Here is a 13,788-nt window from a genome sequence, read left to right as displayed (position 1 = left end):
TCGCGCGTTGGCATGATAGGATAAGCCGAGTTTGGAGAGGCACATGAACCAGCATCTCACCCCATCGCGCAGAACGTTGCTCGGCTGGCTCGGCGGCGCCGTTTCGCTCACCGCCCTTTCCGGCGCCGGCCCCGCATTCGCGGCGGGCTATCGCGTAACTCATACCGACGCAGAATGGCGCAAGCTGCTGGACCGGCAAGCCTATGACGTGCTGCGCCAGGAAGCGACCGAGCGACCGTTCACCTCGCCGCTCAACAAGGAACATCGCAAGGGCACTTTTCTGTGCAAGGGCTGCGACAACGAACTCTATTCGAGCGAGACCAAGTTCGAAAGCGGCACCGGCTGGCCCAGCTTCTGGAAGCCGCTTGCGGGGGCGGTTGGCACTTCTACCGACAACAAGATCGGCTATCCACGGACGGAAGTGCATTGCGCCGATTGCGGCGGCCATCTTGGCCATGTGTTCCGTGACGGGCCGAAGCCCACCGGCCTGCGTTACTGCATGAACGGCGTGGCGATGAAGTTCCGGCCTGCCTGACCGGGCCTATCTGACCCGATACAAGCGCAAGGCCGCATTACCCAGATTCGGCACCGGCTCCAGCCAGGGCGGCGGATTGCCTGCAAAAATACGATCGGCCAGATTATCCTCGCCCATATTCGCATAGGCCGCGAGATCTGGAGAACTGGTGCACGTCACCACATACTTCGCGTGATTGGCACGGATGAGCGTTTCCGCCTGATCGATCGGCCCGCCAAAGGCACGGAATACTTCAAGCATCTTGGCCTGATTGCGATGATAGCCGCCCATCACCACGCTGTGCGGCGTCCGCGCGACGATCTGCGCACTGAGGTCCAGTGAAGCGAACATCATCGATGGCGGGATTTCGCGCAATCGATCTATGCTGCATTCGCCATCCATTCCCAGCTTGGGATGAGTTACCAGAGTGTAGCTGACCTTGGCATCGAACGGCTTTGCCGTAGCAGTGACCAGCGCAGGGGTAACCAGCACGAAGCAAATCACGGTTGCGATCACCCGCTTGACCGTACCGCCCAGCGCCTGTGCCCGTGGGAGTAGCGTTGCAAGCAGCAGCGCGGAAAATGGCAGAGTCAGCAATTGGGCCGTAATCGCCGCCCGCATGACAAGCAGGGCGACCACCGCGGCAGCCAGTGTCGCAAGGGTGAGAAATATCCATTTCTGCCAGTAATCGGTGCCCCGCCAACGTTCCCGCGCCAGGCGGACGCCAAGGGCAATGAGCACGAAATCCGCAACCAGCATGACCGCAACTGAAGGGATCTGCCGCCAGAGAGGCGCCGATTCCATCAGATAATTGAACCAGTTTGCCTTCAATACCGGATCAAGCACCGACATGGGCGAAATCGCGCAAATACCCAGTGGCAGCAGCATGGCAGGCGCGGCCACAAGCGGAATCGGAAGCAGTGCAAGCAAACGTCCCGTCTTGCCACCTTGCGCAGGCATTATGCGCGCACCCGCTGCCGCAAGCGCACTGGCGCCAAAGGCAAGAAAATGCGGCCAGCTAAGCATGTCGCAATAGGGCGTAGCGACATCCGACAGCGGCCGCAGAACCAGGAACAACACCGGCCCACCGATAGCCAGCCCTAGAAGATAGCCCTCATATTCGCGCGCACGATCCAGCCAGTAGCGGACGGCATAAAGGCCGCCGATTGCCGCAACCATCGGCATGCCTTCCACCGAGATGAAGAGAAGCACAGCCGCAAGAAAACCCGCCACAAATGCCTGCCGATACCCTGTTCGGATCATCAGCCAGACGATCGTCAGCATGGCAGTCGCCTGCCATCCGTGGTGATCGATCCGCATCGGCATGTAATTGAAGCTGAGCAGCGGCATCAGCGGAATGAGAAGCATTCCCAGCTGGACTTCCGAAGCCGTCTGACCAAGCTCGCGCATCAGCGCGCGCAGCACCAGCATGGTGACATAGAGCTGCGCGAGCGGCACTGCGACCATGGCCGCCGTCTCTGCCGCCTGTTGGTTGAGGAATAGCCGAAACAACAGAATGAAGCCCGCTATGGGCAAATCCACCAGCCGAACCCAATGAATGTCGGCACCGACCGGCGGATTCATCCGATATTGGCGAGAATCGAACCAGTCCTGCCCGGCAAGCCAGTCGCGCACCTGTGCCAGACGCAGATAATCGTCAGACTCCGGCGCGAGAGAGCGGGTCACATCATGCAGATTGATCAGCAGCAGAAATGCCGACAGGGCCAGCCATATATGCCAGAGGCGCGGACGCCACGGCCCGGCCGGTTCGCCCTGAACCTCCTCCTGTGCGGCCCCGTCAGTGGAATTAGCCGGACTGTCGGTCAAGACAGCCACTTCAATACCCGGATCACGCCCATCTTGGTGGCCTGCCGATGGGCCGAGACATTCGAACGCGCGGCGATCTCACTGCGGTTGGAATGATAATAGCGATAGGCCCTGAGCAGCATCTCCCCGTTGGTCAGCGTAGGCTTCCAGCCCAGAACCCGCTTGATCGAAGTTGTGTCGAACACAAAGGAACTGGCAATCATCCGGTAGTGATAGGGGCCGAGCGGCGAAATGCGCAGGTGGTGCGCGATCTGCATCGCCAGGATCATCGGTGCCTTGGGCAAGCGCAGCAGGCGGGACTTGCTGCCCGAACCGTCAATCACGTGCTGGAAGGCGCCCGCCATGCTGGGAACATTGTCCGAACCGATGCCGAAGACATGGCTGCCTTCGCAACTGGCGGCGCGCACCATAGCATCGAGCAGATCGGCGGCATAAATGAACTGGTACCGGTTCGCCCCGCTGCCCACCAGCGGGATACGATTATCGTCGGAGATGAATTCGAACAGGATCGCCAGCAGGCCGAGGCGCCCTTCATCGATGATGGTCGGGCAACGGATGGCGACAGTTTCGAACTGGTTGCCGAAGCCGGCCAGCACCCGTTCGCCCTCCAGCTTGCTCACGCCGTAAGGCTCACAGGGGGCGGGGGCATCGTCTTCCCTCACCGGGCGTTCGAAACCGTGGCCCCACAGACAATTGCTGGAAAGATAAACCACCTTGCGCACACCGGCAGCGGCCGTGGCCTCCGCCAGCACGCGGGTGCCTTCCGCATTGTGGGACATCAGTTCCTTTTCGGTGATGGACCCATGCGCCAGCAGCGCGGCGCAGTGAAATACCGCATCGGGCTTGCACGCGGCATAGATCGCATCGAGCGCGGCGCGATCGCGAATGTCGCCGACCACCGCATTGAGGCGGGGGTGAGACAGGGTGGAAGGCAACAGGTCTATCGAGACGACGCGGTGCCCTTCATCGAGCAGCTTGCCCACCAGCAAAGTGCCCACGAAGCCGGAACCGCCAGTGACGAGATATTCCGCCATGATTTCCCCCTGTAATGCTTCAGGCAACCGCCACGGCGGGCCGGAAGATGTAACGTTTGCGGATCAGCCAGTTGAGCGTGAAGCTCAGCACCACCGCCAACACCTTGGTCACGATCGGCGCCACGCCAAGCGCAACCAGTACGCTGACCACCGCAGTCGTCAGGCCAAGCCCCGCCAGTGTAGTGACGAAGAAGATCACCTTCTGCTGCGTGCGGGCCATGCCGCGTTCGGCAACGCCTTCCTTGAACACCCCCCGGCTGAGCAAGACCCAATGCGCGACGATCCCGAGCGTATAGGCGATTGCCGCCGCAAGCCCGGCCAGTATCCCGAAGTGCAGCATCAGGATGAAGCTGCCCATATCGACCGACAGGGCACCCACGCTGGCAATAAGATAGCGCAGGAACTGGTTCTGGCTCAGACGGTAGAGACTGTCCGTCATGGCTTTACCTCCGGCGTCAGGCGGCCTTGCGGCCTTCTGGCACAATGCGTTCAGGAACATCGCGCACGGATGCAAGCGCGACGGCCTGATCCGGACTCACCGGCTGGCGAGCGGCGGTCTCACGCTGCGGCAGGGCCTTTTCGGCGCCTTCATCGCCTGCCTCGTGATATTCGGCATCCTCATTGACGCACCACGTGTCGTAGATGCGCTCGCCGGCGAGGATGTTCTCCACCGTCAGCATAGCGGTCATCATCGCGTGATCCTGATTGTTGTAGCGGTGCATACCGTTGCGGCCGACCAGATGAAGGGTGGGGAACTTGTCCTCCAGTTCCTTGCGCATCACGTCGACATTGGCGGCATAGGCTTCGTCATAGACCGGATAGGCCTTTTCCTGACGAACCACCGCGCCGCCGATCACGGCAGAGGGATCGAGCAGGCCGAGGATTTCCATTTCCTTCTTCGCCAGTTCGACCAGATCCGCATCGCTCGACGACCACAGGCCGTCGCCTTCGAAACAGAAATATTCGAGGCCGACACAGGCGACGCTTTCATCCGGCACCATTTCCGGCGACCAGCTGCGGAAGTTCTGCACGCGGCCGACCTTCACCTTGCTGTCGTGGATGTAGATCCAGTTGTCCGGGAAGAGGTCTTCAGAACGGATCATCAGCGCGACGGTGAGGAAATCCCGATATTTGAGCTGCGAGGCGTTGAGCGTCGATTCCGGCAGCGGATGCAGGCGCGCTGCGAGTTCGCGCATCGGAGCGGAGCTGATGGCGTGTTTGGCGCGGACGACAAGTTCACCATCCTTGCCCGTGGCAACCATGCGCCAGCCATCCTGCCCATCCGAAGCGAGCTGCTTGAGCGCGTGGCCCATGACCACATGGCCGCCGCGCTCCACGATCCGGTCGCGGGCGGCTTCCCACATCATGCCGGGGCCGAGGCGCGGATAGCGGAAGGTTTCAAGCAGGGTCTTGACCTGCTGCCCGTCATTCGGGCGCTTGTTGAGGCCGAGCGAACGCTTGAGGCCATCGACAACTGCACCCCAGAGCGACAGGCCCTTGATACGCTGGGCGGCCCAGTCGGCGCTCATTTCGTTGCAGGGCATGCCCCACACCTTCTCGGTATAGGTCTTGAAGAAGATCGAATAGAGCTTCTGGCCGAACTGGTTGGTCGTCCAGTCCTCGAAGCTCTTCACGTCCTTGATCGGGAAGGCCTTGGACCAGAGATAGCTGACCATGCAGGTGGTCGAGCGCCAGATACCCAGGTTGCGCAGAGCCTCGAAGGCGCGCAGCGGGTAGGAGTAGAACTTGCCCTCGTAATAGATGCGGCTCATCCGCGGACGCTGGATGAAATCGTCGGGCAGGATCTCGTTCCAGAGGTCAACCACAGCGGCGCTCTTGGAAAAGAACCGGTGGCCGCCAATGTCGAAACGGTAGCCTTCATGCTCCACCGTGCGGCTGATGCCGCCGACATAGGTCTCGTCCTTTTCGATGATCGCGACAGTCTTGCCCTGCTTGGTCAGCAGATAACCGGCAGTAAGGCCCGCAGGCCCCGCACCGATGATCGCCACGTCGACAACGACCTCTTTGGCCTGCGAAGTTCGGCTGAATTCCGTCACAATCTACCCCCGGTGATTTGCTCCTGTCCGGGAGTGAACGATAATGGTTAGGAGCAGGTTAACGCCGGACGGAATCCATGGGTCCGGGTATCCACGTACCGCTCTCGATATTACAGCTTCCCTGAAGCTGCGCTGCCAGTCGCGCGAGTTCGGCAAACTGGAACGTATCGTCGAACACCAGCCCGTAATTGGAATCCTTGCGCCAGCGCACCCGCGCCTGAATCACGGGCAGATTGTCGGCCTCCAGCCGCAGCTTCTGGTCGATTGCCATGTAGAGCGGAGATTCGATCTGCGCGCCCTGCTGCGAGATATTGTGGATCACCACTCCGGCCGTGCGGCCGTGACACGAAATCAGCGCCGGCAGTTGCAGCTTCAGCCGCACCGCACGCTTGGGAAAGCGGCTTTTGTTGTTAAGCAGGCGATCAATATCCACTTCCACCGGAAAGCGGAATCCAGCAGCACCTTCCTTTTCCCACACACGTTCCACCGGGTGCCGGTCACCATTGGGAAGTTCAAGGGTCAGCTGCACACCTTGCGGCAGCGGATGGAAGGTACGGATGCTGACCCCCGTGGAGGAGGCATCGCGGACAATGCATAGATATTCGCCCAACGAGCAGATCAGTTTGGCAGTACGGATCAGCAGGGTGAAGCGGGGGGCAATCCGCTGCTCCTCGCCGTCGTCACCCGGCGGGCCTGCCACCTGTCCCTGCACATGACCGCCAGGCGATTGCACAACCTCAGTCATAGCGTTTTCTCGCATGGGCCAGCCGGCTGGCCACCCAATTTTCGTTCGACGAGGCAACTGTCCGGAAGATGGGCCTGCCCACTCCGGGGCAGAGAACCCCGCATTTCTACGTGGGTATCCGATAAATGCTAATATTCCCTGACTTCCAAACGTGAATAAAGTGTGTGGTGAAGCCTCGTAGTAAACACTGATGGTGCGGGCGGCGGGACTTGAACCCGCACGAGCAAAGCTCAGGGGATTTTAAGTCCCCGGCGTCTACCATTCCGCCACGCCCGCACACGTGATGTTCAGACCCGTCCCCGGGTCCGCGATAACCAACTAAGCTCTTGCCGGATAACGGCTTTCTACGAGCAGCGCGAGCGTTTTTGACACGATTCGCGCGGCAAATTCCGGCTCAAAGCGGGACAGCAATATCCTGTCATTCTTACGAAACGATTGGTTACCGGCAGGCCGCAACTATTTCGGCGCCCACCGGTCTCGATCGCAATTCTTGGGCGCAAGACTGCGCCCGGCGCTGAGCTGTCGGCACGTATTTCCGCCAATCGAGGCCTGCGACGGTTAACCTAACGAAAGCGCCGCCCGGCGATCTCTGCCCCTTCCGCAAGCGCGGCAAGTTTCGCCCAGACCACTTCGGGATCGAGATTGCCGCTGCCTGCGTGGACAGAAAAGCCGCAATCGACCCCCGCCAGAATCCGCTCAGTTCCTAACAGGTCGGCATAGCGGCCGATGCGCTGGGCGATCAGTTCGGGATGTTCGATATAGCTGCTCTGCGGTTCGATCATGCCGGGGCAAAGCACCTTGCCTTCGGGCAGCTCGTTTTCTTCGAACCAGGCAAATTCATGGGCGTGGCGCGGATTGGCGCCTTCCAGCAGAACCGTCTGCGGCTTTGCCTGCCAGACGATGTCCGCAATGTCATCCAGTGGCACGTCGCAATGATGCGGACCGGGATAATTGCCCCAACACAGATGCATGCGCAGCCTTTCCGCCGGGATATTGCGCAAAGCATGGTTCAGCGCGGCCACGTTCATGGCCAGCTTCTTGCGGAATTCCTCGGTCGAAAGATGCGTGAACTGCACGTGGCGGCCCATGGCCATATCCGGGCAATCGAGCTGCAGGGTGATCCCGGCATTCGCGATGGTTTCATATTCGTGCCGCAGCGCCTCCGCGATGGCGAAGACATATTCCTCGTCATCCTTGTAGAAGCGGTTGGGGAAGAACAGCGCCGTCACCCCGGGCGATGCGGCGGACATGAAAGTCTCGTGATCGCCCGCCAGCCGGTTCAGCCGTTCGGCATCGATCCGCGGCGCTTCCATGTCCTTGACGGTGATCTCGGACGTGCAAGCCGGGGCGGAACGCCGCGCACGCCCGGTATCACCGAACACCTTCGCCTTGGCGCCGGGAAACTCTTCCAGATCCTGGAATTCGTAACTGCCCGCTTCCCCGTCGAACCCGGTCAGGCGGTGCTTGATATAGGTGGCATAGCTGGGCTTCGACATCTCGCCATCGCCCACGATGGCAATGCCCGCATCCCGCTGCCGGGCAAGGACATAGGCAGTGGCATCCTCCACTGCCGCGTCCATTTCCGCGTCGCTCACAATCCCGCCGCCTTCGCGCGCGAAGACGAGGGAAAGCAGCTGTTCGGGGCGCGGCAGACTGCCGGTATGTGTGGTCTTGAAGATCATGCCAGCTCTTCACGCACTATGGCTGCGCCAGCGGCCATGGCGCGCAATTTGCCGTTGGCCACATCGCGCGGCAGATATTTCAGCCCGCAATCCGGGGCCACGATCAGACGGTTCGCATCGACATGCGGCAAGGCACGGCGGATGCGCACGGCCACGGTTTCCGGCGTTTCCACCTCATGGGTTGAAAGATCGAGCACGCCGAGGATCACCGTCTTGGGCGCCAGCTTTTCCAGCACCGCACAATCGAGGTGGGATTGCGCCGTTTCCACCGACACCTGGCCCAAGGCCGTCGCCGCCAGTTCGGGCAGGAAATTATAGCCTTCGGGCCGTTCATGGATCAGCGCGGCATAGCCGAAGCAGATATGCAGCGCCGTCGTGCCCCTCACACCCTCCAGCGCGCGTTCGAGCGCCTTGAGGCCGAACTGGCGTGCCTTGTCCGGCCGTGCCTGCATATAGGGCTCGTCGAGCTGGACCACGTCCACGCCCGCAGCGAAGAGGTCTTTGATCTCCTCGTTCACGGCCGCCGCATAGGCCAGCGCCAATGCCTCGGGATCGCCGTAATAATCGTCCTGTGCCTGCTGGGCCATGGTGAAGGGGCCGGGCACAGTGATCTTGGTGGTGCGATCCGTATGGGCGCGCAGAAATTCCACATCGCGCACCTGTACTGGGTGGCGGCGGCTGATTTCACCCACCACGCGCGGGACCGGCACCGGCTCTCCCGAACGGTCGAGCGCGGTGCCGTGATTTTCGATATCCACCCCGTCCAGCGCAGTGGCGAAGCGGTTGGAATAGCTCTCGCGCCGCATCTCGCCATCGGTGATGATGTCGAGCCCGGCCTCTTCCTGCTCGCGGATGGCGACGATGGTGGCATCGTCCCACGCCTGATCCAGCCAGTCTTCCGCAACGCGCCACAATTCCCTGGCGCGGGTGCGCGGCGGGAAGCGACCGGCCAGCTTCTGCCGGTCGATCAGCCAGTCCGGCTGCGCATGCGAACCGACCAGCGAGGTCGGCAGCAAGGGCAGGGCCATCAAGCCGCTTCTTCTTCGTGGCGGAACAGGTTGTTGTTGGTGTGATCGCCTGCCAGCCAGCGCTTCAACTCAGCATGGGCGCGCGCGCGGCGGTCTGCCGCGCCTTCGGCAGCGCGCGGATCGTCGCAAGTGAATTCCACGATCATGCCGTTGGGATCGTTCACATAGACCGAGCGGCAATAGCCATGTTCAAGCGTGTAGGTGTTGGGCGGCTGGATTCCGGCCTTGGCAATGCGCCCTTCGATTTCGGCCTGCGTTTCCTTGTCCACGTTCAGCGCGATGTGAATGAAGGGCGATGCCGGGATTTCAGGCCCGAACTGCGCCTGATCTTCCGCATCGGCAAACTGGAAGAAGGCAAGGCTGCTACCGTCGCCCAGATCGAAGAAGACGTGGCAATAAGTGCGATCCTTGCCGAACAGGAAATCCGTCTCGCACCAGGTGGCCGACAGCGGCAGGCCGATCACGTCTTCGTAAAAGGCACGCGTCGCTTCCAGATCCTTGGTTACATAGGCGGTGTGGTGCAGCCTGCTCGGCAGTTTGCTCATCTTGTCTCTCCCTCGCGCCGAGTCCTTTCAGGATACGGCTCTACAGGGCGAGCATATCAAAGCTTTTGCCACACGCAATTCACTCCTTAACCGGGTTTATCGCTACCTTTACGACCAAGGATTTCTTCATTGTGCTGGCCAAGTACTGGCGGAGCGACCACTTCTTCCTGTTTCTGCCCATCGAAACGCAGGGGCGAACGGATGGTGCGGAAGGTTCCGTGCGGACCTTCGGTTTCCAGCACGATTTCGTGATGCTGCGCCAATTCGCCATCGACCACTTCCTGCGAAGTGAAAACCGGCGAATGCGGCACTTCCAGTTCGGCCAGCCGCTCTGCCCAATAGGATCGCGGCTGCCGCTTGAAGATCGGGGCGAGGAAGGCGATCACCTTGTCGTAATTGGCAATGCGGGCATTGCGATCCGCGAATTCGGGGCGCTGGAGCATGTCGGGCTGCCCGGCCGCCACGGCCAGATTCTCCCAGAATTTGGGCGGGGATGACATGTGCAGCGCCAGCCAGCCGCCATCGGCGCATTCGAAGACATAGCTCTGCGAGACATGCGGGCGGGAATAGGGCCCCATCACTTCGCCCATTGAGAGCAGGTGCGTGAAATCGTCCAGATTGAAGTGGCACATCGCCTCGAACATGCTGGTTTCCACCAGACGGCCCTTGCCGGTCTTCTCCCGCTCATAGAGCGCCGCGACCACGCCGTGCGCCGCATAGAAGCCGGTCAGTGCGTCGGCCAATGCAGGGCCGACCACGCGGGGATGTTCGGGGTTCACCAACAAGCGCAGGAAGCCGGAGGAGGCTTGCGCCACAGTATCGAAGGCCGGGCGGTCGCGATGCGGGCCGTCGGAACCGAAGCCGGTGATCAGGGCATAGACAAGGCGCGGGTTGATCGCCTGCAGCCGCTTGGCATCCACCCCCAGCCGCTCGGCCACGCCGGGGCGGAAGTTCTGGATGAACACATCCGCGCCCTTCACCAGCTCGTCAAAGGCGGCAAGGTCTTCGGGCTGCTTGGTGTTCAGCTCGATGGACTTCTTGTTGCGGTTATAGGTCTGGTAATGCGGCGAATAGAGCCCGCCCTTGAAGGCCCGGAACGGGTCGCCAACCTCGGGCATCTCCACCTTGATCACTTCCGCGCCCAGATCCGCCAGCAGCGAACCGGCCTGCGGCCCGGTGATGAAGGTTCCCATATCCAGCACGCGAATGCCTTCCAGCGGCTTTGCCATTGTGCACCTCTCCCAATCTTGACGCCGGTATAGGCAGCGGCGGATAGCACCAGCAAGGAGAGAGAATATGCGCATCGGCAAACAGGACGCCCCCTTCACCGCCATCTGCACTTCCGATGCCGACAGCATCACCGTGCGCGGCAAGGATCTGGTGGGGGAGATCATCGGCAAGACGGACTTCACCAGCTATTTCTGGTTTCTGGTCACAGGCGTGGAGCCGAACGAGGATCAGCTGTTCTTCGCCAATGCCGTGCTCTGCGCGCTAGCCGAACATGGTCTGGTGCCCAGCGTGGTCGCCGCCCGCATGACCTACGCCGCCGCGCCGGAGGCCTTGCAGGGCGCGGTCGCCGCGGGGCTGCTCGGCTGCGGATCGGTCGTGCTGGGCAGCGCGGAAGTAGCGGGTCGCTTCTATGCCGATTGCGTGGCGGACTGGCGGGAAAGCGGGGACGACATCAATGCCGTGGCCCTGCGCAACATCACTCGCCTGCGCCAGACGACCAAGGCCATCCCCGGCTTCGGCCACCCCCAGCACTCCGAAGGCGATCCGCGCGCCAATCTGCTGCTCGATCTGGCCGACCAGCGCGGCGTTTCCGGCGACCACGTCGCCATGATGCGCGCGCTGCAGGCAGCGCTGCCCGAAACCATCGGCCGCCACCTGCCGGTGAACGTCAACGGCCCGATCCCGGCAATCATGCTGGATGTCGGCTTCCCGCTCGCGGCACTGAAAGGCATCGGCCTACTCTGCCGCACAGCGGGGCTGATCGGCCACCTGACCGAAGAGGCAGAGCGGCCCATCGGCTTCATCCTGTCCGGCAAGGCGGCGGAGGGGATCGAGTATGACGGGCCAGAGCCAACCGATCAGTGATGGTCAATACCGACGCCCTTCTCCTGATCGCTTACAACGCCTCAGAAGCTGGCAACTTCGACGTCGCACGAAAGTGCTACGAGCAAGGCGCTGAGCTTGGGGATGCCATGTGCCTTCAAGCATTGGGTTACATGTATGATGTGGGCGAGGGCGTGAACGTGGACAAGCCACTGGCGATGGCGCTCTACCGTCGGGCATGGCGCAAAGGCAGCCATGCCGCCGCAGCAAACATTGCGATCCTTTATCGTGAACAGGGCAAATACCGAACCATGTTCCGCTGGTTTGCAAAGGTTGCCGAGGCAGGCGACGGTAGCGCACAATTCCACATGGCGAAGTGTTATCTCTCAGGGCAGGGAGTTCGCAAGAACCCGCAGGCTGCCCTTCGCTGCCTCGCGATGGCTGTGAACTCAGAATATATCGCGGAGTTTGAACGCGAGGAGGCGCAGGAGCTTCTTGGACAACTCGCTCCTCGACCGGTCTGATCTTCGCCCCCCGGCAACCCCTCTTCGCACCCCGCCAAGCCGCTGAACGCATGCACGGTCTATCCCTCTCCCGATAATGGGAGAGATGCGCGGGATGGATGCGGCGGAATTCGATTACGTAGTGGTGGGCGGCGGCACGTCGGGCGCGGCGCTGGCCGCGCGGCTGGGGGAGCGGGAAGATCGCACGACCTGCCTGCTGGAAGCGGGCGGCGCGGATAGCCATCCCTTCATCCATGTGCCGAGCTTCGTGGCAGCCGCGATCCATACGAAGAGCCTGAACTGGAACTTCGCCACCGTGCCCCAGCCCGGCATGGCGGGACGGCCGATCCCCTTGCCGCGCGGCAAGGTGCTGGGCGGATCGGGCAGCATCAATGGCATGGTCTATTTCCGCGGCCATCCGACGGATTACGACGATTGGGCCGATGCCGGGGCCACTGGCTGGTCTTACGCGGAAGTGCTGCCTTATTTCACCCGCACCGAGAATAACGAGAATTATCCCGAGAGCGTGTTCCACGGCAAGGGCGGGCCGATCAACGTCAAGGTGGTCGATAATCCCAACGCGCTGAACTACGCCTTCATGGACGGGCTCGCCTCGCTGCAATTCCCCGCCTGCCCCGATTTCAACGGGCCCAACTCGGAGGGCTATGGCCGGCGCCAGGGCCTGATGCGCGCAGGCCGCCGTGAAAGCACCTCGATCAACATGCTGCGCCCGGCGCTGAAGCGCGGCAATGTCCATGTGCAGACCGGCGCCCCGGTGCGCCGTGTGCTGGTGGACAAAGGTCGCGCTACGGGCGTGGAACTGCTCGACGGGCGGATCGTGCGCGCCAGGCATGAAGTGGTGCTGTGCGCGGGCGCGGTGCAGACGCCGCAGATACTGCTGCTGTCCGGCATCGGCCCGGGCGCCCATCTGCAGGAAATGGGCATCGAGCTGGTGAAGGACGTGGCGGGCGTCGGCGCAAATTACCACGACCATGTCGCCTCCCCCGTCCATATGGAAACGGCCAACACCACATCCTATGGCCTCTCGCTGCCCGCCCTGCCGCGCGACATCTTCCAGCTTTTCCAATACATCCTCACCCGCAAGGGGCCGCTGGCAGGCAATGTGTTCGAAAGCGTGGCCTTCCTGCGCACCGATCCCGCGCTGGCCCGGCCGGACGTGCAGTTCGTGTTCCAGCCGGCCAAGCGCCTGACGACGAAAATCCCCTTCCCCGTGGGCCATGGCTACGCGATCAGCCCGGTCTCGCTCTATCCCAAGGCGCGCGGCACCTTGCGGCTGGCCAGCCCCGATCCCGCCGCCGCGCCGCTGATCGACCCGCGCCTGCTGGCCGAGGATGGCGAGATCGACTGCCTGATCCGCGCGATAAAGATCGCACGCAAGGTCTTCGCCAGCGACGCCTTCGCCCGCTTCAGCGGGGTGGAAGTGGCGCCCGGGCCGGAAGTGCAAAGCGATGCGGAGATCGACGCCTATATCCGCAGCACCGGCTACACCGTGCACCACCCGGTCGGCACCTGCCGCATGGGCAGCGATGCAGCCGCCGTGGTCGATCCACAATTGCGCTTCAATGGAATTGTCGGGCTGCGCATTGCCGATGCCAGCGTGATGCCCAGCATCGTGGGCGGCAACACCAATGCGCCCTGCGTGATGATCGCCGAGCGCGCGGCCGATTTCATCCTGGGCAAGCCCGCCCTTCCGGCCGCCGAGCTGCCGCCGGAATCGGTCGCCCGATACAAACCCGCCCCGAAAAAGGCGGCACCCCGTTCGAAGAAAAAAGCCGCCTGA

The 13,788-nt window shown here is 62.1% G+C and carries 13 protein-coding genes and 1 tRNA gene; 4 read left to right on the top strand and 10 right to left on the bottom strand.

Translation table 11 applies throughout. The features are described from left to right. Nucleotides 1–43: 43 nt before the first annotated feature. Nucleotides 44–535, top strand: coding sequence for a peptide-methionine (R)-S-oxide reductase MsrB (gene msrB, locus SZ64_RS14395; RefSeq protein ID WP_054531458.1), 492 nt, complete (start codon nt 44–46; stop codon nt 533–535). 6 nt (nt 536–541) lie between these two features. Here the strand turns inward: msrB and SZ64_RS14390 are convergent, their stop codons facing one another. The 10 genes from SZ64_RS14390 to SZ64_RS14345 all read right to left on the bottom strand — a co-directional run bounded on the left by SZ64_RS14390 (nt 542) and on the right by SZ64_RS14345 (nt 10,661). Next, on the bottom strand, nt 542–2,341 hold the full coding sequence (locus SZ64_RS14390) for a hypothetical protein (RefSeq protein ID WP_054531457.1): 1,800 nt from the start codon (nt 2,339–2,341) through the stop codon (nt 542–544). Then, entirely contained in the window at nt 2,338–3,375 is a 1,038-nt protein-coding gene (locus SZ64_RS14385) for an NAD(P)-dependent oxidoreductase (protein ID WP_054531456.1), read from the bottom strand. Before SZ64_RS14385 ends, SZ64_RS14390 begins: the two co-directional genes overlap by 4 nt. A gap of 19 nt (nt 3,376–3,394) precedes the next feature. Then, nucleotides 3,395–3,814, bottom strand: coding sequence for a GtrA family protein (locus SZ64_RS14380; protein WP_054531455.1), 420 nt, complete (start codon nt 3,812–3,814; stop codon nt 3,395–3,397). A gap of 16 nt (nt 3,815–3,830) precedes the next feature. Next, entirely contained in the window at nt 3,831–5,432 is a 1,602-nt protein-coding gene (locus tag SZ64_RS14375; RefSeq protein WP_193391528.1) for an NAD(P)/FAD-dependent oxidoreductase, read from the bottom strand. A gap of 58 nt (nt 5,433–5,490) precedes the next feature. Beyond that, on the bottom strand, nt 5,491–6,177 hold the full coding sequence (locus tag SZ64_RS14370; RefSeq protein WP_054531453.1) for a PilZ domain-containing protein: 687 nt from the start codon (nt 6,175–6,177) through the stop codon (nt 5,491–5,493). A 191-nt stretch (nt 6,178–6,368) separates the two neighbouring features. Further along, nucleotides 6,369–6,453 (bottom strand) — tRNA-Leu (locus tag SZ64_RS14365). Between the two features lie 287 nt (nt 6,454–6,740). Next, complete coding sequence (locus tag SZ64_RS14360; RefSeq protein ID WP_054531452.1) at nt 6,741–7,859, bottom strand: cobalamin-independent methionine synthase II family protein; 1,119 nt, start codon at nt 7,857–7,859, stop codon at nt 6,741–6,743. Further along, the gene (locus SZ64_RS14355; protein WP_054531451.1) at nt 7,856–8,887 is read right to left on the bottom strand and encodes a 5-methyltetrahydropteroyltriglutamate--homocysteine methyltransferase; all 1,032 of its coding nucleotides are present in this window, start codon (nt 8,885–8,887) and stop codon (nt 7,856–7,858) included. The genes SZ64_RS14360 and SZ64_RS14355 overlap by 4 nt, the downstream gene beginning before the upstream one ends. Beyond that, on the bottom strand, nt 8,887–9,432 hold the full coding sequence (locus SZ64_RS14350) for a VOC family protein (RefSeq protein WP_054531450.1): 546 nt from the start codon (nt 9,430–9,432) through the stop codon (nt 8,887–8,889). Before SZ64_RS14350 ends, SZ64_RS14355 begins: the two co-directional genes overlap by 1 nt. Nucleotides 9,433–9,518: 86 nt before the next feature. Further along, nucleotides 9,519–10,661: a CaiB/BaiF CoA-transferase family protein gene (locus SZ64_RS14345; RefSeq protein ID WP_054531449.1), complete on the bottom strand. Its 1,143-nt coding sequence runs from the start codon at nt 10,659–10,661 to the stop codon at nt 9,519–9,521. Nucleotides 10,662–10,728: 67 nt separating this feature from the next. Between SZ64_RS14345 and SZ64_RS14340 the strand changes: the two genes are divergently transcribed. The 3 genes from SZ64_RS14340 (at nt 10,729) to SZ64_RS14330 (ending at nt 13,788) form a co-directional block, all read left to right on the top strand. Continuing rightward, nucleotides 10,729–11,526 (top strand): citryl-CoA lyase, encoded by a 798-nt coding sequence (locus SZ64_RS14340; RefSeq protein WP_054531448.1) that lies wholly within the window; start codon nt 10,729–10,731, stop codon nt 11,524–11,526. Continuing rightward, nucleotides 11,526–12,008 carry an SEL1-like repeat protein gene (locus SZ64_RS14335; RefSeq protein ID WP_054531447.1) on the top strand — a complete coding sequence of 161 codons (483 nt, stop codon included), beginning with the start codon at nt 11,526–11,528 and terminating at the stop codon, nt 12,006–12,008. The genes SZ64_RS14340 and SZ64_RS14335 overlap by 1 nt, the downstream gene beginning before the upstream one ends. A 76-nt stretch (nt 12,009–12,084) precedes the next feature. Continuing rightward, a complete protein-coding gene (locus tag SZ64_RS14330) occupies nt 12,085–13,788 on the top strand; it encodes a GMC family oxidoreductase N-terminal domain-containing protein (protein ID WP_082384603.1) in 1,704 nt (567 codons plus the stop codon).

The sequence above is a fragment of the Erythrobacter sp. SG61-1L genome, assembly GCF_001305965.1.
GTDB lineage: Bacteria > Pseudomonadota > Alphaproteobacteria > Sphingomonadales > Sphingomonadaceae > Andeanibacterium.
Note: the sequence above shows the minus strand (reverse complement) of the source record. Positions and strands in the feature narration are given on the sequence as shown.

Bases quoted from the DNA above. Each gene is read 5' to 3' on its own strand.
- msrB (WP_054531458.1), top strand. From the start codon at position 44: ATGAACCAGCATCTCACCCCATCGCGCAGAACGTTGCTCGGCTGGCTC.
- SZ64_RS14385 (WP_054531456.1), bottom strand. From the start codon at position 3,375: ATGGCGGAATATCTCGTCACTGGCGGTTCCGGCTTCGTGGGCACTTTG.
- SZ64_RS14380 (WP_054531455.1), bottom strand. From the start codon at position 3,814: ATGACGGACAGTCTCTACCGTCTGAGCCAGAACCAGTTCCTGCGCTAT.
- SZ64_RS14370 (WP_054531453.1), bottom strand. From the start codon at position 6,177: ATGACTGAGGTTGTGCAATCGCCTGGCGGTCATGTGCAGGGACAGGTG.
- SZ64_RS14360 (WP_054531452.1), bottom strand. From the start codon at position 7,859: ATGATCTTCAAGACCACACATACCGGCAGTCTGCCGCGCCCCGAACAG.
- SZ64_RS14355 (WP_054531451.1), bottom strand. From the start codon at position 8,887: ATGGCCCTGCCCTTGCTGCCGACCTCGCTGGTCGGTTCGCATGCGCAG.
- SZ64_RS14350 (WP_054531450.1), bottom strand. From the start codon at position 9,432: ATGAGCAAACTGCCGAGCAGGCTGCACCACACCGCCTATGTAACCAAG.
- SZ64_RS14345 (WP_054531449.1), bottom strand. From the start codon at position 10,661: ATGGCAAAGCCGCTGGAAGGCATTCGCGTGCTGGATATGGGAACCTTC.
- SZ64_RS14340 (WP_054531448.1), top strand. From the start codon at position 10,729: ATGCGCATCGGCAAACAGGACGCCCCCTTCACCGCCATCTGCACTTCC.
- SZ64_RS14335 (WP_054531447.1), top strand. From the start codon at position 11,526: ATGGTCAATACCGACGCCCTTCTCCTGATCGCTTACAACGCCTCAGAA.
- SZ64_RS14330 (WP_082384603.1), top strand. From the start codon at position 12,085: ATGGGAGAGATGCGCGGGATGGATGCGGCGGAATTCGATTACGTAGTG.